This window comes from Lysobacter sp. Hz25 (assembly GCF_046097045.1).
Taxonomy (GTDB): Bacteria; Pseudomonadota; Gammaproteobacteria; order Xanthomonadales; family Xanthomonadaceae; genus Lysobacter; species Lysobacter antibioticus_B.
The window spans coordinates 5,690,214-5,711,681 of record NZ_CP175666.1 but is presented as its reverse complement, the minus strand read 5'-3'; the positions used below and the strand labels follow the sequence as shown (position 1 = coordinate 5,711,681).

The following is a 21,468-nucleotide window of genomic DNA, read 5'->3' as shown; positions in this document are numbered from 1 at the left end:
CTTCACTCATACAGCGAAAGGATTCTAACGTTGAACGACAAGGTAATCCTGGTGCTGGGCACCAGAACTGATCCACATGTTGACCGTGTTGCGCGTCGGCTGGAAGAGCGCGGCTGCAAGGATGTCGTCGTGATCGACTATCACGCGGGCACAACTTTTTCTTTGGAGCTCGATGATCGAGCACATCGAGTCATCAAGGTGGACGGCCGGCGTCTAGCCTGCGACTCGACGGTCTGGGACAAGACGAAGATCCTGCCCGGTACGCGGTACTACATTCGCGGCACGGAGCCGGAGGTCGGCTACGCGGCTCAGGAGTGGCGTGCGTACTACGCATTGCTGACGGCCTTTTGCGGCGACGGCGCCGTGAACACCCTGCGTTCCAGGCAGTGCATGGTCAAGCCGTATCAACAAACCGTCGCTGCGTCGGTGGGGCTTCGGGTGCCGAGAACCCTAGTCTCGAACGACAAGGATGCTTTGCTGGCGTTCGCTGGAGAGTGCGAGAGCATGATCATGAAATCCCTGTCGGGCGCCAAAGTATCGACGAAGGGGGAAGGCGAGGAAGTGCCGTACGTCGTGATGACGATGCGCGTCCCGGAGAGAGATGTCGCGGCAGCTGATCCTGGCCACTTTGAGGTTTGTCCCCACTTCGCTCAAGAGGAGATTGCAAAGTCTCATGAGCTGCGCGTGGTGGTCGCTGGCTCTCGGATCATCCCGTTCCGCATCGACTCACAGAAGTTTCAGTCCACGCAGGTTGATTGGCGCAAGGCAACGGGCCTGAACACGTTCTCCCGCTGCGAAATTGATCCTGGATTGGAAGGCCAGATCGCCGCCTTCATGGAGGCCATGGGCCTTACCACCGGAAGCCTGGACTTCATCGTCGACAAGACCGGCAACAACTGGTTCCTGGAGTGCAACCAGGACGGTGTCTGGGCGTGGCTCGATGATCTCGTCGACGGGGAGATTACCGATGCCTTTGCAGATGTCCTGCTCCAGAAGCTGCAGACACCGCCGGCCGGCAAATTGCCGCATAGAGGCTATATTGGCTGCGGACGTAACGGATGGTCCAGGGAGCGCACATGAAGTTCGCACGACTCAGCACGGCGGCCGGTATCGGCATCACACTGATGGTGGTCTGCGCTGCCATTGCAGCGGAAAGCCCGACGCCATCACTCTCAGCAGCCCTTAACCTGATCCTTAAGGAAGACCGGCCGTTGCCGGCACTGGAAATGCTCCGTGCCGGAGTCGAGAGCGGGAAGTTCCCTGCGGCAACCTCTGCCCAGTTCTACGCCATATCGGGCGATGCGCTCGGCACCGCACAGATGAACGATCGAGGGGCCAAGACGAGCGAACCAGAGCACCCGCAAATCGACCGGCCTGAATGGGTCAAGCGCCCAGCGCTACCTGAAATCCTCCGAGCTTCGGCGGGAAAGCAGGTGGTGATGCTCAACGAAGATCACTATCACCAACTTCACCGCGCGTTCGGCCTGTTGTTGCTCACGGAACTGCGCAAGGCAGGCTTCACCCATTTCGGCGCCGAGACCTTTGGCTCCACGCTGCAGGAGAGCATGTCGGACGGTGCGCCGGACCTGCGCACCGGTGTCTACACCACCGACCCACTCTATGCCGACATGGCCCGGCAGGCCGCGGCCTTGGGATACTCGTTGTTCGATTACGAGCAGCGCTCGGATCAAGAGTCCAGCGCCGGGAGTTCAGAAGACCAACGCCTCGTCCGCGAGCGAGCGCAGGCCGGGAACATCGCCGCCATCCTCAAAGCCAATCCGGCTGCCCGCATCTTCATTTTCGCGGGTGCGGGCCACATTGCCGAGTCAACCGAGCCGGACGGCCGCGAATGGATGGCCCTGGTGCTCAAGAAAGAGCACGGGATCGACCCGCTTACGGTGAACCAGGTTCTGGGCACCCCGCGTAGTCGCCCCGAACTCGACGGCGCGCTCTATCGCTCGGTCAGCACGGGGCTGTCCGTTCCCTCCGTCGTTCAATCTACGACCGGCCCCCTGACGGCTCCTGGCTTCGACACCATCGTGTTCCACCCACGTCAGCAACTCGCGAATGGCCGAGCGACTTGGCTTGGTATGAACGGCTACCGACACCCTTGCCGCGTCCAGATCAAGCCCAGTCGTCAAGTCTCCCTCGTCAGAGCCTTTGTCGCTTCGGAGGCCCCACGATCAATCCCCATGGATCAAGTGCTGATCCCGCCTGACGCTACGGTGGCGCCCCTGATGCTCCCGAACGGTCGCTATCGCCTAGTGCGCGAGACCCTCGACGGGGAGCAAGCGCTTGGCGAGGGGGTCTTAGGCCCGTCCAAAGAGAGCCAGGACAAAGCCGACTCGAAAGGCGATCGTTGCCTTCGATCGGCTGCCAACTCATGAGGCAGCCTCAAGTCGTTCTACAGTCGCAAGCCACCGAATGCGGCTTGGCCTGCATCGCGATGGTTGCCGAGGCTCATGGCTCCAGTTTCGGCCTGCGCGAGCTGCGCCAACGATTCCCCGTGTCAGCCAAAGGCACGACACTTCAGCGATTGATTGAAATTGCCGGAGACCTGAGCCTACGCGGTAGGGCACTAAGACTGGATCTGTCCCAGCTGTCGCGCCTGGCACTGCCCTGTGTGCTGCATTGGGACCTGAATCACTTCGTCGTGCTAGCGGACCTCTCGTCGCGTCATGCAGTCGTACTCGATCCCGCATTGGGCAAGCGACGGCTGCCGTTGTCGGCCCTGTCAGAGCACTTCACGGGCGTTGCCCTGGAGCTAGTTCCGGCCAGTGATTTCACCCGCGCCCTACCCAAGCCCGCGGTGACGTTGCGCCAGCTGACGGGCCCAATCACCGGCCTGACCCGCTCGCTCGGGCTTGTGCTCCTGCTGTCCCTAGTACTCCAGCTGTTTGTCGCGATCGCACCATTCTATGTTCAATGGGTCGTTGATCAGGTCCTGGTCTCGGCAGACCGGAATTTACTCTTGGTTCTCGCGATCGGCTTCACGTTGGCCCTCGTAGTCCAAGTGGCCATTGTCTGGCTTCGCGGTGCCACGGTCGTGCTGCTGTCTACTCGCTTAGGCCTCCAATGGGTCGGCAATCTGCATGCCCACTTGCTGAAGCTGCCGTTGGAGTTCTTCGAGAAGCGACATGTAGGCGACGTGACATCGCGCATGGGGGCAGCGCAGTCAATCCAGAAGACGCTAACCGTCAGCACCGTCGAAGCGCTGGTCGATGGCCTCATGGCCGCGGTCACTCTCACCATGATGGCGGTCTATAGCGTCAAGCTCATGGCGATCAGTCTGATCGCGGTTGGCTTGTACCTCGCTGCGCGAGTAGTCGTCTATCGCTACACCAAGGAGAGGACGGAGCAGCAGCTAGTTGCTGCCGCCAAGCAACAGAGCCATCTACTGGAGTCCCTGCGGGGCGTACAGAGTCTCAAGGTGGCCAACCGGGAGAGCATGCGTGGCGCAGCGTACGAGAACCTTATGGTGGCGACCGCCAACCACGACATCTGGCTCGCTCGCGCAGGCATCGCCTTTACCAGTGTCAACCAATTGGTATTCGGTGTCGAACGTATCGTCGTTGTGTTGATGGCCGCGTCCATGGCGCTAGATAGCGCCTTCTCGGTCGGCATGCTTGTGGCCTATCTCGCCTACAGGGAGCTGTTCGCCCAGCGTGTCGCGGCCTTGATCGACAAGGGTGTCGAGTTCCGCATGCTGCGCCTATTCGGCGAGCGATTGGCCGACATCGCCCTCACCCCGCCGGAGCAGTCCTTGGCCAGCCCTCAGGCCGACTTTGTCCTGAACGATGCCGACATCGTCGTGGATCACTTGTCCTTCCGATACGCAGACGGCGAACCCTGGGTCATTCACGACTGTAGTTTTCGGATCGAAGCCGGCGAATCCGTCGCCATCACCGGCCCTTCCGGGTGTGGCAAGACGACGCTGATGAAGTTGCTGCTGGGCGTGCTAACCCCGACCAGCGGCTCTGTTTACATCGGTGGCCACAATATGGCCAGGGTCGGCCCTCGCCAGGCTCGGAATTACTTCGGTGCGGTCTTGCAGGATGATCAACTGTTCGCAGGGACCATTGCCGAAAACATCAGCTTCTTCGACGAGGCCAACGATCCGACGAAAGTCGTCAACGCAGCGCTCCTGGCCGGAATTCATGACGAGATCGAGGCCATGCCGATGCGATACCAGACGGTGATCGGCGACATGGGGAGCACGCTATCCGGCGGACAGAAGCAGAGAATCATTCTGGCGCGCGCTCTGTTTCGGCAGCCCCGCATCCTGTTTCTTGATGAAGCGACCAGTCATCTGGATGTCGACCGCGAACGTCTTGTTAACGAAGCTGTGCGCTCGCTCGCCATAACAAAGGTGATCATTGCACACCGACCGGAAACGGTGGCCAGTGCAGATCGGACTCTAAACTTCAGCCAGGGCCAGCTTGTCTGCGGGCAAGGGGCGGTAAGCAAGTCGGATCAGAGCGGAAAGACGGTCGCGAGCTTTTGACTCGCCACTCGCCTCTCAAGACACGGCTGCGACGGAGCAGCCACGAGAGATTTCAAATCGAGGCTCAAGGCATGCGGAAATCCTGACCACCGGCGACCACAGCGTGGACCAGTCGGATAGTAATGAGATAAGAGCTCGACGCTGGGGGAGTTGGGGTCGCCGCCCCGGTAGGGGCCCGTCGCATACCCCTCCCACTTTCGCCACAGCACGGTCTATAGGACTTATTCTCAGCTTCTGAGAAGCTTGCATCGCATTCTAGTTGTGACAAGCTTTGCAGTGTGGGGAGGGCAACGATTGCCCAGAGTATTTGGCTTCAGCCACAGCGGCTGATTTACAGGGATGCACGGCATGACAAATTCGAGTGTGGGTTTTAATCGTCGCGGAGCGTTGCGGCGGGGCTTAATGGGGGCAGTATTTTTGGGGTTCGTTTTTGCTTTGAGCGCTGTTTATGCTCAGGGCACAGATTGGCCGAATGAGTACGCAAAGCGTCTTCGCTCAAAGGAGAACGTATCGCCCCTGAGCGACGACGCCTTCGGCGATAAGGTTAGCCTCTTCAACGGCACCGTGCGGTTTAGCCACGACCTCATCTCCATCCCAGGCAATAGCGCGCTGCCCGTTGCACTAGGCATCTATTTAGATCCGCACGACGTAACTGGCGGTGATCTGAATGGCCTCTGGGATCTGGACATCCCGAACGTCAGTGCGATCCACCACAGCAAGAGCGCCGAATCCAAAGGCTGGGTTCCCTTTCCGCCATACGTCAACAACGGATATGTCGATTTCGATCCCTCGATGTTCTGGAGCGGCAACCGTCTCACCATCAACGGCGGTGGGGGCGGGGACCTTCTCAAGATCACTGACGACCCCAAACGGGTCAAACCCAACACGTCGGTGACATACACCTTCACAACGAAGGATGGATGGTATTTTTCCGAGCTGCCCAGCGTGCAAAACGGTCCAGGCAAAGGACTAATCGGCCACGCGCCGGACGGCTCCAAGTACACCTTCGATTGGCTCGTATACAAGCGCTATTCATCGATCACCCATCCGTGGGGATATACGGTGGCTAATGCGCTCCTGCATCGCTACAAGCTCAAGCTCTACGTTACCAAGATCGAAGACCGCTTCGGCAACTGGGTCAAGTACGATTGGGAATACGACCATCCCAAGCGTATCTATGCGAACGACGGGCGCGAGATCACGATGGAGTACTCCGCTCCTGCACCCTACCTGTTCACGGGTAACTTCCAGACGAACATCCTTAAAGCGACAGCCAACGGACGGACCTGGTCATTCCCGTATACACCTACGGACGGCGGCAATGTCATCAACCCCGATGGTACGCAGTGGAAGTACGAGGGGCCTAGCCAATTCAATACTTTCCGACTGGACGTCGCCGAGTACCTCCTGAACCCGGACACGAATCAGACCTACCTTAAGCAGAATGTCCCCTGCTCACCGGGTGCCATCATTAAAGACACCACGACCCGAGCCCGGATCACACATCCGTCCGGCGCCGTTGCGGAATATACCTTTAAAGGTATGCGCCACGGCCGCACTAACGTGCCGTACTGGTGCGAGACCGGCCTGGACGAAGGTAACAGTAGGCGGAATCGATTCTCGACGCACCACGATACTTGGTCACTCATCGAGAAGCGCATTTCAGGCCCCAATGTTCCGGAGCAAGTGTATACCTATGCTTATGACGGACTTGGCGAGGGCTACCAAACCCAGGATGAGTCTCGTTGGGACATCGGTGCCGGCTGGAACGCAAAGTACGCACCGCCCGCACCAAACTACAAAACGATTACTGTCACCGAGCCAGATGGGACGCAGAATGTCCATACCTTCGGCCGCGACCGAGACATCAATGAAGGGCAGCTATTCAGTGTTGTAACGCGCAAGGCTGGAGTGAACTACAAGACGGTTCAAAATACCTACCTCTCGGACTCGGAAGCGGCGAATCAACCGTTTCTCTCGTGGATCGGCTCAAGCGGTGACGAGTACGCGGATCGGTTGCCGAACTCAAATCGACCCGTCAAAACCGTCGTCACGTCGCAGGACAGCGCGACATTCAATCGAAGCGTGAATGCTTTCGACGTGCTAGCACGCCCGCTAAGCGTCAGCAAGTGGTCATCCGGCACCCAGAGCGACCGCGGCCGAAGTGATACCACCGAGTACCATGACGACTTGGCGCTATGGGTCCTGGGCCAGGTCAAAAAGGAAACCAACACCGACACAGGCCGTGTGACGTCCGAAACTCACTTCAACAACAGTGCGCTGCCTAGTGTGCGCTTTAGTTTCGGCCGCGTTGTCGAAGGTTACAACTATCATCCCGATGGTACGTTGGCGACGGTGACCGACGGGCGCAACAACGCGACCTCGCTCAATAGCTGGAAGCGCGGCATTCCGCAGTCTATCGGCTACGCCGACCAGACCGGCGAATCGGCCGTGGTTGACGACAACGGCTGGATCACCTCGGTCACGGACGAGAATGCGTTCACCACCTCGTATGCCTACGATCCGGCGGGCCGGTTGCAAACGATCGCCTACCCGGGTGCCGACACCAACGCCTGGTATCCAACCACAATCAGTTTCAGCCGTCGCGACATAGACGAGCACGGCCTCGCGGCCGGTCACTGGATGCAGAGCACGGTGACCGGCAACCGCGCCAAGAACGTCTTTCTCGATGCGTTGTGGCGCCCGGTACTGACTCACGAATGGGATGGCACCGATTTGGCCGGCACCCTGCGCACTACCGCAACGCGGTATGACGACAAAAACCGTCCGGTATTCATCAGCTATCCGGGTGCCACCACCACCGCTCCTGCACAGGGCGTGCACACCGAGTACGACGCCCTGGGCCGCACGGCCCTGGTCAAGCAAGACAGCGAGTTGGGGCAACTCAAGACTCAGACCGAGTACTTGCCGCAGCTGTTGACGCGTGTGACTAATCCACGCCTGCAGCAAACGGTCACTCTGTTCCAGGCCTTCGGTCAGCCCAGTTACGACGTGCCGGTCGGGATCGTGTCGCCGGAAGGCATAGCCACCGAGCTGCATCGCGACCTGTTCGGCTCGCTGCAGATGATCAAACGCCGCAACGGCGACGGCAGCATGCAGGCTGTGCGCCAGTACATCTACGACGGCCACCATCGCCTGTGTAAATCGATCGAGCCGGAAACCGGGGCGACCGTGGTCGATTACGACGCCGCCGGTAACGTCGCCTGGTCGGCCTCCGGCGTGACGGCGCCGTCGGATGCTCATTGCAACCGCGAAGAAGCCCTCGCCTCCGGCCGGGCAGTCGGGCGCGCCTACGACAGCCGCAATCGTGTCAAGACCCTCAGCTTCCCCGACGGCCGCGGCAACCAGAGCTGGGACTACTACCCCGACGGGCAGCTCAAGCAGGTGGTCACCGACAACGCCTTGGCCGCGGCGAAGGTGATCAACACCTACGAGTACAACAAGCGTCGTTTGTTGACCCGCGAGCGCCTGCAGTTCGACGGCATCGATTGGGCGATCGGCTCGAGCTACACCAACGAAGGCCAACTCGATACCCACACCTATCCCAACGGCCAAGCGGTCGGCTATGCAACCAACGCCCTGGGCCAGCCGCGCCAGGCTGGCGCCTATGCCACGGGCGTGAACTACTTCCCCAACGGCGGCATGTCGCGCTTCACCTACGGCAACGGCATCGTTCACACCCTGCAGCAGAATGCGCGCGGCCTGGCTGAGCGCAGTCGTGATGCCGGCAATCTGGTTGTCCATGACGACAGCTACGATTACGACGCCAATGGCAATGTGGCCGCGATCAGCGATGGCCTCCCGGACGGGCGTGGCAATCGCAGCATGGTCTACGACGGCGTGGACCGGCTGACGGCCGCCACCTCAGCCATGTTCGGTGCCGCCAGCTACAGCTACGATGCATTGGACAATTTGCGTACAGTGAGCGTTCCAGGCACTGGAGCCACGCCTGGGCGAAGCCACACTTATCTGTACGATCCGCTGAATCGCTTGGAGCTCGTACAGACCACGGGAACCAACGCGAAAGTGATCGCGCTGGCCTATGACGTGCAAGGCAATCTTGAGGCCAAAAACGAGCAACAGTTCAAGTTCGATTTTGGCAACCGGTTGCGCGAAGCTGTGGGCAAGGAAGCCTACCGGTACGACGGCCACGGCCGGCGCGTGCTCTCGACCAGCCCGACCCTTGGCAGCATCGTGTCGATGTACGGCCAGGACGGCGTACTGCGCTACCAGCGCGACTACCGCAAAGAAAAGGACATCGCCTATATCCAGTTGAACGGCAGTCTGGTGGCGCGCGCCACCACGCCGGTCGCGCCCGATGTTCCGGTGGTGACCGCGCCGAGCTTCGTGTCGCAGAGCGGCTTCACCGTCGAATGGAGCGCCACCACCAGCACCGGCAACTACGAGCTGCAGGAACAGGCCGAAGGCGGCGTGTGGCAAGGCATCTACAGCGGCAGCCAGCGTAGCCGGGCAATTTCCGGTAAGACCGACGGCAGTTACGGCTACCGCGTGCGCGCCTGCAACAGCACCGGCTGCGGCGGCTGGAGCGCAACGGCCACGGTGGTGATGCAGCGCCCGCCCAGCGCCGCGCCGGTGCTGAGCGCACCGGCTACGGCCTTGAACGGCCAGTACGGCATCGGTTGGTCCGCCGCCGGGGGTGCGACGGAATACACCCTGGAAGAAAGCTTCAATAGCGGCGCATGGGCTACCGTCTACACCGGCAGCAACCTGACTAAGTCGTTCTCCGGCAAGCCCTACGGCTACTTCGCGTACCGGATCAAAGGCTGCAACCCGGCCGGTTGCGGCCCGACCTCGGCGGTCAGCACCGTGTACTCGTTGTATCCGCCCGGCTCGGCGCCGACGATCAGCGCACCGGCGCAAAGTGATGCCGGCAGCTTCACGGTCACTTGGAATGCGATCGGCGGAGCAACGAGCTACCAACTAGAGCAGAGCGCGCTTGGCGGCGGTTGGGGTTTGATCCAGGACGCTGATGCCACCAGTCGCATGATTCATGGCGGCAGCACCGGCACCTACAGCTATCGCGTGCGTGCCTGCAATGCCGCCGGCTGCGGCGCGACTTCGGCTCAGGTCAATGTTCAGGTCATCGGCCCACCGACCGCGGCGCCATCGATCAGCGTACCGGCCAGCAGCAACACCGGCACGTTCGGTGTGGCCTGGACCGGCGTGGCGACGGCCACGGTCTATCAATTGGAGGAAAGCCGCGAAGGGACGGCCTGGACGCTAATACACCAGGACGGCAGTGGCGGGACCACCGTATGGGGCCGCGGTGATGGCCGCTACGGTTACCGCGTCCGTGCATGCAACCCAGCTGGTTGCGGGTCGTATTCCGAGGTGACGTTCATTACTGTGGATCTTCCGCCCGCGACACCGGCCATCACCTTGGCAGATTGGCTGCGAAACACCTTAAACGGGCGGATTGTCAACGACACCTGCACAGTGCGATGGACATCGACGGCCAAAACCACGGCCTACGAACTACAGTCCTCGGACAACGGGGCGCTGCTCTATCGTGGAACTTCGACTCAAATCGCATCAGGCTCGAAGGGTCAGTACTGCACGTTGAACTATGCAGTGCGTGCGTGCGGATCGGGAGGCTGCTCCGCATGGTCAACGCCACCCTTCCCGGCCACCCGCCGCACCGAGCCTATGGACTGATCGGAGAATATCGACATGAAATGGACAACCAAGTTTTCCGCTATGGCCATACTCGCCGCACTCCCTGTCATGACACAAGCGCAGACCGTGATCGAGTATATTCACACCGATGCGCTCGGCAGCCCGGTAGCAGTTACTGACGTCAACCAGCAGATCGTCGAACGCACTGAGTACGAGCCATATGGGCTACAGGTCAATCGCGCGCTCCAGGACGGTCCGGGTTATGCCGGCCACGCAAGCGATGCGGCGACCGGCCTTAGCTATATGCAGCAACGCTACTATGATTCGGGAATCGGAAGATTCTTGTCGGTAGATCCGGTGACAGCTGACGGAGCGACTGGAGGGAACTTTAACCGCTATTGGTACGCTAATAATAACCCTTACAAGTTCATCGACCCGGATGGACGCGCCGCCTGCCCCAAGGGCTCGGGACAGATGTGTATTGAGGATAGAAGATCAGAGTCGGGCACAACTCAGCAGCCTGGACCAGGCCCAACGGTTCAAGCAAAGGATGCTCAGGTGCGGGTGGCCTTTAAATCCGGACAGTATTCGGATAATACAAAGACCAACATAAACGAAAAGACGGACGACGAGCAAGGTTTCAGGGTTAGTGAAACAGGTACCTTCTCGAACCCATTGCTTAAAATCTGTTGGAGCTGCAGCAACGGCGAAAGCGGCACCGGGGGCAAGTACAACGTTTCCGCTTTGAAAGGCAATGAGAGTCCCGGGCACACGCATCCATTACTGTTGAACGGAATACCAGGTCGAGGCGACGCGGGCTTGACTGGCGTTACGCATCAGACGGCCTACATGATTTCTACGCTTGGGGCTTTCGCAATAGAGAAAACAGACGTTGGATATCGAATTCGACAAGTGGCGGGTTCGAGGGTAGAACAACAGCAACGCAGTGATATGGTCAAACTTGTTCAGTTCTGGAACAAGAATGATGGGGCCGCCGGAGGAGGAGGTGTCACATGCAGTTCAAAAGTTTGCTAATCATTACAGTTCTTTGCACGGGCTGTTCTTTCTCAAATTCTCCACAATCCAACGTGAGGGGGCAGGCTAACAACGCGGACATCTTAGAAGGGAGGTTGAGCATACTTACTGGCGGAAGAGGGGCCGGCTCGCTTACAGGGAAGGACGGCAAATGCCATGATCTAGCGCTTCCTGCGTCCGTTCTCAGCAACGTTAAGGACTGGGACGGATATACGGTCATAGTCCATGGTGAATCAATAGCTAGGCCCAGCGTTGACGGTGCACTTCACTACAAAATCTTAGATCGTCAAGTTGAAGCCGGCGGTTGCGGCGACGAGACTTTCTATGTTCGTGAAATAGAGAAAAAGTGATTCTTGCCCGGAATTTAGCTAATTGAACTTCGGATGCCACGCGCCGTGAGGTCAGTTTTTCTCATTTCGTGAATGCGGAGCCTTAGGGCTCCGCAGTTTCTGCGCTCGGAAAGGGCGGTGCGGCGTGTGCCTGATTCCGCCAGCGAGATTATCTGGAAGAATTATTCTGCAAAGAACGCGATCCCATCAAGGGATAGCCAGCCGAGCACCCCGGCGCCCGGCTGCGACACCAGCACTTCGCCATTCGCTTTCACATCGACGCGTGCCTGAACGCTTGAATCGCTCACGGCCGTAAAGATCTGCTGCGTGGGCGGGCGGAACCCTACCGGCAGCACAAAGATGGCGGTGCCCCCACCTCCCGCTTTCACCAGCCCACGAAGTTGCACGCGTCCGGCATCCCGGCGGTAGCCGGCCACGGCGAAGACGTCCCCATAGTTCGCCCACGACGCGTTGAGCGTCGGTGCCTGCCAGGCGCCCTTACGCAGGTCGGCAACTGCGGCTGTGGTGGCGCTTCGAGTTTGCCCGCCTTGTACGACGGGTACGATCTCGGTGCCGGTCAGCGCACTTGCTGCAGGCAGTTGGGACAGTTTTTGATTCGCCATGGTTACTCGATGAGTAGGTAGTCGCCTGCCTCAGTGATCAGCTCGTCGCCGGTCTCCGTGCGCAGCAGTCCGTTCTTGAAGTCGAAGGTGTGGGTGGCCCGTTGCCAGCTGGCCAGGCCATCCCGCGTCGTGCCGATCTCCGCGCGCACGCGGTACGCGCCGCGTAATGGCGAGGTGTAGTTGTTGCCGGTTAGAGCGGGTGGGCTATCGAGGGCTTGACCCGCGATCGCGTCCAGTAGCCGCAGAACATAGGCCGTTCCGGCCTCGGGTCCGATCGACCCTTGGCCGTGGTCGACCAGTTGATCGGCCTGCAGCCGCCGATCTCGGTGCGCCCAGGACACCACCAGGTCGCCGTCGATCGACGGCGGGTAGCGTTGACCGTTGAGCTTCAGGTCGCCGGGCGGGTACGGCCTCGCCTGGCGCTGGGCCAGCTTGATCGCGTCCACCGGCGCAAGCGCTGGGTCCAACTGCGCGCTGGACGTACGCGTCAGAAGTTTCGCTTGCACCGTCTCGCCGACGCTGTAGTCGGTCGGATCGTTCGCTGCGAAGTCGTCGTAGAACCAGATGCGCGCCCCGGCCGCATGCGGGACAGGCACCGTATCGGCGCAACCCCGCGCCAACGTGGCGGACTGCGCCTGGGGATCGATGGCGACGACACGGACAACCTCATCCTCGACCAGCGCGGCGGTACCGGCCGTGACCTGATCCAGGCCGCGACCCGATGCCAACTGCACCGTTGTCGAGGTTTGGTCCGTCGAGTCGGCGAGCATCGCGGTCGGACACCAATCGCCGACCCCTGCCTCTGTGAATTCGCCGTTACCGACGCGGGTGGTCAACACGTAGTTCAGTGCCAAGCCGGTGGCCTGTTCGGCGACGGCCAAGACCGCGCCGGCATCGACCGGGACCGCCGCCAGTGCCGCGGCGTTAAGCGTGGCGGCCAGATCTCGGTAGCTTGCCTCCATCAACCGGCGGTTTGGCGACGGCTGGGGATTGCGATCGGGCGGTGTCCAGACCGGCGGCTGCGGTTCCACATAGGTCGTCGCAGGCAATCCGAATACATCCTGCACCGCAGACACGGTGATCGCGCCCTCGGCCAGCTTGCCGTCATCGTAGGTGCCAGCCCGCAGCACCAGGTTGTCGATCCCGCGGAACGGATCGCGGATGCGGAACACGCTGCCCGGCGCCAACACCCCGCCGCGGCGGTCGAAGCGCAGCTTCAAGCGCTTCAGCCCGGAACACGCCACTGTCAGGTCGCGCATGCCGACCCGGGCAGCGAGATCGGCCGTCGGCAGTCCTTTGTAGTCCGTCGTGCTGGAGGCGACGCCGCCGGTCGCCTGGATGCCGGCTAGGTCCTGCACTCGAACCTGCCGCTCTTCGTCGGTGATCGGGTCGTACCAGCCGATGATGAGCTGATTGATTGCGCCGTCCTGCGCCGATCCCTCGTCTTCTTCGATCGCCAACAAGCCGGATTCGTAGTCGAACACCGGCAGGTCGTCGACCCGATAATCGTCCCGCAGCAGCTTCAGCGTCGAGCGCCCGGTCGAACGATCGGTGTATTGCGCCGCTCCGATGTGGTCGATGACGACCTGCATGAACTCGCTGATCGAGGACTGGCGGCTCCAGCGCAAGCACAAGCCGAACCCCTCGGCATGCAACTTATCGGCTGCCTGGCGATAGCTGGCTTCGTCCAGCACGCCGCGGTCCAGGCCCCGTCCCCAGTCGCGGTTGGTCAGGCATTCGACCAGGACGTGCGCCGGGTTCATGGCCCGGATGGCGCCGTTGGCCAACCAAATGACTGCCTTCTCTGGGTACCACGGCGCCCCATCCCAGCCGGCCAGGGCGCGACGCGTGCGCATCTTCCAGGGCTTCGGGTATGGGTTGTTGGCGGCGATCTGGCCATCGAAGTATTGGGTGGTGACGTTGCGGAACGCAGGCGTTGGAACGCCATGCAAAGCGCCGAGCGCCGGCAGTACTGCCTGGGCGGCGTCGCCCATCAGCACGTCGAGCCAGCCCTTGATGCCGCCTTCGCCCTTGTCGCCACCGAACAGGTCGGGCTTGTTGATGAAGATCCGGCCGCTCTTGGTGATCGAGCCTTTCCAGGCCTCGCGGTCGCCAACCCGGATCTCCACCAGCTCGTCCAGCGGACCGCGCGACAGTCCCATGTGCAGGCCGAACAGGTAGCGGTGGCCGACGGTCTGCTTCTTACTGCTGCCCACGCTCGGCCTCCGCGCGCGCGAACGCGACCAGGTGCAAGCCCAGCGCGTCGCCCGTGGCTTCGATTACGTCGGCCTCGATGCCATCGTGTACAAACGCGCTCCAGTCCAAGCCGTAGTAGGCGAACCACTCGCGTCCACCCTGAGCGCAGAAACCCGGCCGCGCTCCAAAACCAGGAGCACGACGCAGGTGAGCCAAGGTCACGATCACTTCTTGCCCCCCTTTTGCTTGATCGGCTGGGTGCGGTACTGGCCGACGCCGAGCACCATCCAGTCGCTCGTCCAGACGTCGCCGAAGACCACCGCCTGCGGCGTGCCCTCAGTGCTTTGAGGGAATTGGAAGTCGCCGAACGCGGCCGGTTTGGGCTGCGGCGGTTTCGGCCGTGCGGCCGCCGAAACGAAATAGCTCACGACCCAGATCGCGAGTTGGACCCAGATGTTCATGCAGTGCCGAGGATCAGAAGATAGGAGTGCCGTCGAACGGCGACTTGCCGGGTAGACCGGGCGCGCCGCCGTAGTTCGGGGCGTTGTTGAACTTGGTGTGGCAGATCGCCATTGATCGGCCGCAACCGGGATAGGCCCAAACTGCCTGGCCGCTGCGCAGGCCGTCGCCGGCCCCGAGCAAGGTCAGGCGTTCGCCTTGGTGCGATCGGATACCGCGCCGCTCCAGTCCCGCCTCGCCGAGGTCCCAGGCGAGGAAGCCGCCCGCGAACCAGCCATCCGGGTATTGGCCGAACTCGCCGGCTGTGACGAGATGGCCGGTGACGCTGGTCAGCGCGGCAGCGACCCGATGTACCTCGGGATTCACCCGACAGTTGCGGTCGTAGAGCGTGTAGGGGCAGCCTCGTGTCCAAGCCAGGCGTAACCCCGGTTGTCCGAGGGCGGCATCGAGTGATTGGCAACGGACTTCGGTGCTGTCCAGCGAGGGGCGATTGACGCCCGCCACCCGCCCCATCCAGACGACGCGCGCGTCGCCATCGCCTTCGTGGACGTCGCGGACGATGACGGCGACTTCGGTCGACGGCGGCAGACCGCGGTACAGACGGGCCACCTCGAAATCGCCGGGCGCAGTGATCGTCAGCACGTCGCTGGCGGTGTGCCCGGACTGGCGGAGGCCGTCGTCGCGGACGGCGACTGCCCGATAGCTTTGGCTATCGAGCTGGAAGTCGCGGTCGCCGCCGGTATAGCGCCAGCGCTTGGCGCCGCGCACGAACTCGTACAGCCGCCGCGGGTTGCCCGCGGCAGTCGATCGTTCTACTTGTTCAAAGGTCATGCCGGTGCGGGGCCGCTGTCGTCGCTATCGGGGTCGCGCACCGCGCGAAGGACAAGGGACGCGTCGGCGGCGCCGTCGCTGTCGGTGTGGTGCTCGATTTCGGCCTCGTCGCCATCGCCGCGGGAGAGGACCAGAAAGCTGATGCGGCGAACGCCGTGCGGACGTACGTCCACCCCGAGTGCCTCATCGATCGTCAATCGCTCGACGTCGTCGTCGATCGCCGCCGCCGCGGCTATCCGGCGATAGAAGGCCTGGCCGCTCTTCAGTTCGATCCGCAGATCGCGACGCCCCGGCCGCAGCCCGGCGAAGCGGCTCAGCCCGACGTTGGCGACGTCCAGGGCAGTAGCGGTGCCGCCGACGGGCGCGACCAGCGTCAAGTCGTCGGCGTGCGTGGGCCGCCAGACCGCGTGTTGGCGGCCACGCAGGGTGTAGAGCCAGGATCGAACGCGGGCGCGCTCGATACGCCCGTGCATCCGCCAGCGATGGCTCTGCACGACCGCGGCCCAATCCGCCGGGTCCAGGACGAAGGGACGTCCGAACTCGTTGTCCAAGCTCAGCAAAGCGCGTTGCCATCCCGTCGACAACGCCTCGGACTCGTCCGGTCGATCGACCATCACCGGATGGCCGCGGTACATCGGGGCATCGACGATCGCAGGCCATTCGCAGGCTTCGACTACGTCGAACCGTGCGCTGATGGAAGCGGCCTGGTCGCTGAGGCGTGTGACCTTCGGTGGCTCAGCCAGCCTCGCGGTTCGGACCGGATACAGCCGAGTGCCGCGCGGCCATGCCCTCGTCGTCGGATGCCGCAGCGCGATCGAGGCTGCGCCGATGGCCTCGACTTCGGCCACTTCGACCTCGAAGGCGGTCTTGCCGCGCAGCTGCACCAGGCCGCCGACGTGGAAGTCGCGATGCACTGGGTCGCAAGCGATCACCCGGATACCCAGCGCATGCTCGTCGGCCAGCCACTGCCCATCGGGCCAAACCGGCAGCGCCCAGGTGCGTCCGCCCCATCCGAACACAGCCAGATCCAGCAGTACCCGTTCGCGACCGTCCACGATCATCGTGGCCTCGAATGAGCGACGCGGGACAGAGCGCAGGCCTCGTCGCTGCTCGACCTGCGTCGGGCTGGGCAGGATGTCGGTCTTCCAGGCCAGCCGTTCCAGCACGCCGCGCGACCAATCGGGAGTGAACGCCCAGGCGACGATGCGCTGCCCAGTAATCACAACCGGAATCGGGTCGAATCCGGCGAACTGGTACGTCAAGGCGGCTGCGATGACGGGTGGCCCGTCGGTGCCGACCGCGACTTGCCACACCTGCTCCGACAGCGGAGGGAACGATACCGGTGGCGCGCCGGGTGCCGTCAGCACGATGCCCTCGCCACCCGACAGCGAGGCTTCGACCAGCATCAACGCTCGGGCGCGGAACGCATTCCAGACGCGGATAGCCCGCTGCTGGACGCTGCTGACGTTGCCCAGGTTGAGCGTTTGCGGGACGACGTGGATGCGGTCGTAGAAATCGTCGCCGAATAGCGACTGCCACGCACCCGGTCGCCGATCGGCAACGACGGGCGGTACGCCATAGGCCACACCACCGTGATCCGAAGCGCTGGCGAGGGCCATGGACGGCGAGCCGTCCCAGGCCTTCGGCGGGACGGCATAGTCCGGCCGGCCACTGAATGTCAGGGGCCACAGGCCGTGCCAGAACATGAGGGCTTACTCGTTGATGCGGTAGGCGTAGCCGTATAGACCGCTGGTGGGTGAGCCGACCGGCCCTTGCTTGCGATGCACAGGGAAGACCTTCCAGCGATCTGTGCCCAGCGAGACCTCCTCGCCGGGTGCGTAGCTGTCAAGTCGGATAAAGCGCAGATCCGGGGGATGACCGATGCCGGAGAACAGCCCGGCGCCGCGCGGGACCGCGCACCAGAGCGGGTATCCCGGCGCCCGCCCGGTCAACATGCTGTGCCCGGTCCGTTGCGGCAGGCCCAACGGGGACGCTGCGGATCGCCATCCACAAACCAGCCGCCGCGCGTCGTTGTTGTCGGTGGGAATCGCGTGCCAGCGCGGCGCAACACCGTCGTAGTCGGCCCGCACGCGCGTACTGGGCGAGACGTAGTTGGCGAAGGTGTCATCAAACGCGACGCTGTGCTGACCGGCGTTTGGACTGTCGATGTAGGTGTTGTGGTAGTACCACTGACTGCCGTAGACATACTGACCGGTGTTCACGACGCCCTGCGTGATCAGGCGGCCGGTACCGAAGTGTTTGAACGTGCCGGCCTGCGTTTCCATAACGACATGCAGGTACGGAGAGGCGCCGCTGCCACCGAAGAAGTACACCGCGCTGTAGGGGCCTTGCACGTAATTCGTCCAGACCGGCAGGCTGGCTTCGTTCTGAACATCGGGATTGGCATTGGCGGCGTAACCAGTGTGCCCAAAGCCGAGGAAGAAGGGCGACGGATTGTTGCTGTCGCCGCCGGTGGTTTGCGACATCAAGGTCGCATGCAGGCTACCGGAGTGCAGGCTCAGGGCTTTACCGGATGCCACCGTGCGATCGCGAAATCCATCGATAGTCCAGCCAGCGCTCGAAGCGAACAACCGCAGCTTATCGAGCAACTCGTTCGGATCGTTGGCAGAGCTGGTGAGGTATGCCATCAGTCCATCCGCAGTGCGAAATAGTTGTCGGGGGAAGTACGAAAGGTGTTCTGGAACACGAGCCAGATCGCGCTATCGCGGTTGATGCGGGACTCCGACGGCGTGTTGAATCCCGTGGTCCAGGCGCAGCCGTCGAACTCGCCCCAGTGATGGCGAACGTTGAGGTGTTGCAGGATCAAAGGCAGCAGCGGCGTAGACCCGTCGAGGTTCTCTCGCAGCCAAGCCCGCGCCCCGTCCGTTGACATCGCGCTGGGATAGACCTTCCCTTGCGTTTCGTTGTCGCCGTTGTCGTTGCTACTTTGGTAGCGATTGGCGTGAGGTCGCCAGACGTTGTCGGGGTAGTACGCCACCAGGCCGTAGCGGCCCGGGTCGAAGAAGGCGCGGAAGTTTGGGTCCGTCGCATCCGGCGTTCCACCTTCGTTGCTGCCGCAGGCGCCGACGAGCATCGGGAACTCGTGATCCGACGGCGGCTCGTAGGGCAGTCCGAATCCAAGATACGCGGATACATAGACCGTACCGATCTTCGCGACAATGACCACCCGCTGGCCGTTGATCGCCAGCCAGTAACCGAACGGGCCGTTGCGCAGCGGCAGGTTCCGCAGTCCGCTGTTGTTGACCTGCGAGCGCACGCCCAGCAGTGGGTTGTGGAAGCGGAATCCGTACCAGTTGAGGTTGTACGCCGCGCGCGCAGGGTCTTCGTAGAGTTCGGCACCGATGAAGATCGCCTTACGGCCGTCCAGACCGGGGGCGCGGACAATCCATTGCGCCCGCTCCTCGAGCTCGAAGTCGGCATTGAGATCGGTCTGGAACGACAGTTCGCTGCAATCCAGAACCGTACCACCGCTCGCGGCGGTGAAAAGAACGCGCCAGTATCGAGCCGCAGTCGGATTGCCCGTCACGACGAAGGTCTGACGCGCCCGGGTCGAGGCCCAGCGCACGCCGGTCCACCCTTGCACTTTCGTCCAGGTCGAACCGTCGACCGAGCTTTGCAGCTCAAAGGCCGATACACCGCGATTGGTCGCGTCGGCAACGCCCAAGGTGATCGCTCGTACGGCGATCGGGCCGATCATTTCGATGCCTGCGGTCGCCGGAAGATTGGCGACAGGACACGAGCCGAAGGTATCGACCGTGCCGTCGAACAGATGGCCCAAGTTGCTGAAGTTGCCGGTGCGGAGCGTGGGATTGCGCACGCCGATGCGACGTACCAAGGTCCAGGGCGGTGAGGTGTTCAGAGTGAAGCGGTCGCCGGCAACGAACGCAATGGTGCCTGCTTTGATCAGGAATCGTAGCCGTTCGTTCTCGAAGGGCTGACCCACCGTCGCGATGCCGGAATCACCTGCGACCGATCCGGTCACTTGAAACCGATTGGCATCGATCGCTGTAATCGTGAAGGCCTCAGCGACCGCCGCAGGTCCGCCGCGATAGCTGCCGGTCGCACCGTCTTTACCGGTCAGAACGCCGTTGCCGGTACCGACGTAGAGCAAACCCCAGGCGTGCCCTTCACCGCACAAGGCCGATTCGAGTTGGTTGAGGAAATCGAAATAGTCGGCAGCGATACCGCTTCGTAGCGTCATGAGAGCACAAATGAAAACGCGACCGGCGTGTGCTCCGGTCGCGTGGGTAGGGCCTCCTGGGGAGGCACAGACCTTACGCTCAAGCTATCAGTCGCTTGAGGAAAGGGAAATGTGGGCCATGCGGCACATTGCCAGCATGCAAATGGCTGAGTCGCTCGGCAGCCGCGACGGACGTCGCGGAACCGAGCGCTTGCTGCAAATAGAAAGGGGGACGCGCCAGCAACGCGTCCCCCCGGCGGACAGTCTCGTCAGGCCCCCAACGGAGGATGGGGCTGTCTGTCCGCAGTGAATGCTGGGCCGATATCGGTCGTAAAGAACTAGACCGACGTTTGGAAAATGAGATATGCCGCCCCCTTGAATATCGAAATCAAGGTGCAGTCCATGACTGCTGGATTGTGTCGTTGCAATCCCAGACCTGAACCTTGGCCCCGTTGTTGTGCTGGTCAGGAGCATGCACATCCAGGCATTTGCCAGCACCGCTCCTTATGGTGCGACCTACAACTGTCCAACGTTGCTGTTGCGAACCGTTGCAGTCCCATACTTGGACTTTTGCGCCGTTCTGATGCTGGTCAAATACATGGACGTCCAGGCATTTCCCTGCGCCGCTCTTAATTGTTCCCGCCTCGACCTTCCAGGTCTGCTGGAGCGAGTTGTTGCAATCCCACACCTGTACTCTTGCGCCATTACTCCTTTGATCAGGCGCATGTACATCAAGGCACTTGTTTGCCCCACTCAATATCACCGGAGCTAACCCTAGTCGGGACGCTGCGCGTCCCGTCCTGCAGCACAGCGCCTTCGAGCCGGTAACACAAGCGCTACCGAAGTGATTCACTGCAGGGCTGGACACAGCTCCCGTCCAATGTCCCGGCCAAGTCGATAGTCGCGTGATTTCTTCTTCTCCGGCAGCGCATTCGCCGTCGCAGAAAGGGGCTGTTCCATCCCATCGACAGGACTGAGCCTTGGAGGTTGAGATGCTAAATGCCAGAAAAGCGAGAATGACCGCATGCTTCATGAAACCGTTCATGATTGACCCTCTTTTGACAGTCCACCACGGTTGGAACGGTGCGGACGGCGTAAGGCGGCCATCTTCTGCAAGTTTTCGCATGCCGGCGGGGCATCGCCCGTCTGAATTGGAAGCAGACGTTTCGTGCATTGGCTGCGGTGGAAGTAGATGCTGCCTACGTTCGCTCGGATAGTCGACAGGATGGCCTGTCGCCCGGCCTGTGTGCTCATAACATTCACGATCTCACGGGGATCGAGGTAGAGCACATTCGTGATCTGCGATCCCCGGCGCTCGCCGTCAGCCGGGAGTCCTGGCCGTCGGTCATCGGTCATCGGTCATCGGTCATCGGTCCGCGTGCCGGTGCCCGCGTATAGCAGACCCCAGGCATGGCCCTCGCGACAGAGCGCGGCTTCCAATTGGTTGAGGAAATCGTAGTAGTCGCTGGCAACGCCGATGCGTAAGGTAATGTAAATACGGGAGATGGGTCCGAACTGCACTCGCTGGCGGGGACAAGGTTGATGTGATTCACGTTTTACTCGGGACAGAAATCGGCTTGTCGCTGATTCAGCGAATCCGCGCCGTATGATTTACCCGCGTCCATGCATCCA

The 21,468-nt window shown here is 61.8% G+C and carries 15 protein-coding genes; 6 read left to right on the top strand and 9 right to left on the bottom strand.

The genetic code is table 11. From position 1 onward, the window contains the following. The first annotated feature begins 30 nt into the window (after positions 1-30). The 6 genes from ACKN61_RS23660 to ACKN61_RS23635 all read left to right on the top strand — a co-directional run bounded on the left by ACKN61_RS23660 (position 31) and on the right by ACKN61_RS23635 (position 11,547). Positions 31-1,080: a hypothetical protein gene (locus ACKN61_RS23660; protein WP_408951513.1), complete on the top strand. Its 1,050-nt coding sequence runs from the start codon at positions 31-33 to the stop codon at positions 1,078-1,080. Beyond that, on the top strand, positions 1,077-2,387 hold the full coding sequence (locus ACKN61_RS23655; protein ID WP_408951512.1) for a hypothetical protein: 1,311 nt from the start codon (positions 1,077-1,079) through the stop codon (positions 2,385-2,387). The genes ACKN61_RS23660 and ACKN61_RS23655 overlap by 4 nt, the downstream gene beginning before the upstream one ends. Beyond that, positions 2,384-4,504 (top strand): peptidase domain-containing ABC transporter, encoded by a 2,121-nt coding sequence (locus ACKN61_RS23650; protein WP_408951511.1) that lies wholly within the window; start codon positions 2,384-2,386, stop codon positions 4,502-4,504. The genes ACKN61_RS23655 and ACKN61_RS23650 overlap by 4 nt, the downstream gene beginning before the upstream one ends. Before the next feature lie 402 nt (positions 4,505-4,906). Beyond that, entirely contained in the window at positions 4,907-10,201 is a 5,295-nt protein-coding gene (locus tag ACKN61_RS23645; protein ID WP_408951510.1) for a hypothetical protein, read from the top strand. Positions 10,202-10,216: 15 nt separating this feature from the next. Further along, entirely contained in the window at positions 10,217-11,197 is a 981-nt protein-coding gene (locus tag ACKN61_RS23640) for an RHS repeat-associated core domain-containing protein (protein ID WP_408951509.1), read from the top strand. Beyond that, the gene (locus tag ACKN61_RS23635; RefSeq protein ID WP_408951508.1) at positions 11,176-11,547 is read left to right on the top strand and encodes a hypothetical protein; all 372 of its coding nucleotides are present in this window, start codon (positions 11,176-11,178) and stop codon (positions 11,545-11,547) included. The genes ACKN61_RS23640 and ACKN61_RS23635 overlap by 22 nt, the downstream gene beginning before the upstream one ends. Positions 11,548-11,708: 161 nt before the next feature. Here ACKN61_RS23635 and ACKN61_RS23630 read toward each other — a convergent pair whose 3' ends face one another. The 9 genes from ACKN61_RS23630 to ACKN61_RS23590 form a co-directional block, all read right to left on the bottom strand. Then, positions 11,709-12,149, bottom strand: coding sequence for a hypothetical protein (locus ACKN61_RS23630; RefSeq protein WP_408951507.1), 441 nt, complete (start codon positions 12,147-12,149; stop codon positions 11,709-11,711). A gap of 2 nt (positions 12,150-12,151) precedes the next feature. After that, complete coding sequence (locus ACKN61_RS23625; protein ID WP_408951506.1) at positions 12,152-14,365, bottom strand: phage tail protein; 2,214 nt, start codon at positions 14,363-14,365, stop codon at positions 12,152-12,154. Beyond that, complete coding sequence (locus ACKN61_RS23620) at positions 14,352-14,573, bottom strand: hypothetical protein (protein ID WP_408951505.1); 222 nt, start codon at positions 14,571-14,573, stop codon at positions 14,352-14,354. Before ACKN61_RS23620 ends, ACKN61_RS23625 begins: the two co-directional genes overlap by 14 nt. Next, positions 14,570-14,806, bottom strand: a complete 237-nt coding sequence (locus tag ACKN61_RS23615) for a hypothetical protein (RefSeq protein WP_408951504.1) — start codon at positions 14,804-14,806, stop codon at positions 14,570-14,572. Before ACKN61_RS23615 ends, ACKN61_RS23620 begins: the two co-directional genes overlap by 4 nt. A gap of 13 nt (positions 14,807-14,819) precedes the next feature. Continuing rightward, entirely contained in the window at positions 14,820-15,635 is an 816-nt protein-coding gene (locus ACKN61_RS23610) for a phage BR0599 family protein (RefSeq protein ID WP_408951503.1), read from the bottom strand. Further along, positions 15,632-17,341, bottom strand: coding sequence for a hypothetical protein (locus tag ACKN61_RS23605; protein WP_408951502.1), 1,710 nt, complete (start codon positions 17,339-17,341; stop codon positions 15,632-15,634). The genes ACKN61_RS23610 and ACKN61_RS23605 overlap by 4 nt, the downstream gene beginning before the upstream one ends. A 6-nt stretch (positions 17,342-17,347) precedes the next feature. Then, positions 17,348-18,283 carry a hypothetical protein gene (locus ACKN61_RS23600; protein ID WP_408951501.1) on the bottom strand — a complete coding sequence of 312 codons (936 nt, stop codon included), beginning with the start codon at positions 18,281-18,283 and terminating at the stop codon, positions 17,348-17,350. Next, on the bottom strand, positions 18,283-19,857 hold the full coding sequence (locus ACKN61_RS23595; protein ID WP_408951500.1) for a discoidin domain-containing protein: 1,575 nt from the start codon (positions 19,855-19,857) through the stop codon (positions 18,283-18,285). The genes ACKN61_RS23600 and ACKN61_RS23595 overlap by 1 nt, the downstream gene beginning before the upstream one ends. 367 nt (positions 19,858-20,224) lie before the next feature. After that, positions 20,225-20,881, bottom strand: coding sequence for an RICIN domain-containing protein (locus ACKN61_RS23590; protein ID WP_408951499.1), 657 nt, complete (start codon positions 20,879-20,881; stop codon positions 20,225-20,227). Positions 20,882-21,468 lie beyond the last annotated feature (587 nt).

Bases quoted from the DNA above. Each gene is read 5' to 3' on its own strand.
- ACKN61_RS23655 (WP_408951512.1), top strand. From the start codon at position 1,077: ATGAAGTTCGCACGACTCAGCACGGCGGCCGGTATCGGCATCACACTG.
- ACKN61_RS23650 (WP_408951511.1), top strand. From the start codon at position 2,384: ATGAGGCAGCCTCAAGTCGTTCTACAGTCGCAAGCCACCGAATGCGGC.
- ACKN61_RS23645 (WP_408951510.1), top strand. From the start codon at position 4,907: ATGGGGGCAGTATTTTTGGGGTTCGTTTTTGCTTTGAGCGCTGTTTAT.
- ACKN61_RS23640 (WP_408951509.1), top strand. From the start codon at position 10,217: ATGAAATGGACAACCAAGTTTTCCGCTATGGCCATACTCGCCGCACTC.
- ACKN61_RS23635 (WP_408951508.1), top strand. From the start codon at position 11,176: ATGCAGTTCAAAAGTTTGCTAATCATTACAGTTCTTTGCACGGGCTGT.
- ACKN61_RS23630 (WP_408951507.1), bottom strand. From the start codon at position 12,149: ATGGCGAATCAAAAACTGTCCCAACTGCCTGCAGCAAGTGCGCTGACC.
- ACKN61_RS23615 (WP_408951504.1), bottom strand. From the start codon at position 14,806: ATGAACATCTGGGTCCAACTCGCGATCTGGGTCGTGAGCTATTTCGTT.
- ACKN61_RS23610 (WP_408951503.1), bottom strand. From the start codon at position 15,635: ATGACCTTTGAACAAGTAGAACGATCGACTGCCGCGGGCAACCCGCGG.
- ACKN61_RS23605 (WP_408951502.1), bottom strand. From the start codon at position 17,341: ATGTTCTGGCACGGCCTGTGGCCCCTGACATTCAGTGGCCGGCCGGAC.
- ACKN61_RS23600 (WP_408951501.1), bottom strand. From the start codon at position 18,283: ATGGCATACCTCACCAGCTCTGCCAACGATCCGAACGAGTTGCTCGAT.
- ACKN61_RS23595 (WP_408951500.1), bottom strand. From the start codon at position 19,857: ATGACGCTACGAAGCGGTATCGCTGCCGACTATTTCGATTTCCTCAAC.
- ACKN61_RS23590 (WP_408951499.1), bottom strand. From the start codon at position 20,881: ATGAACGGTTTCATGAAGCATGCGGTCATTCTCGCTTTTCTGGCATTT.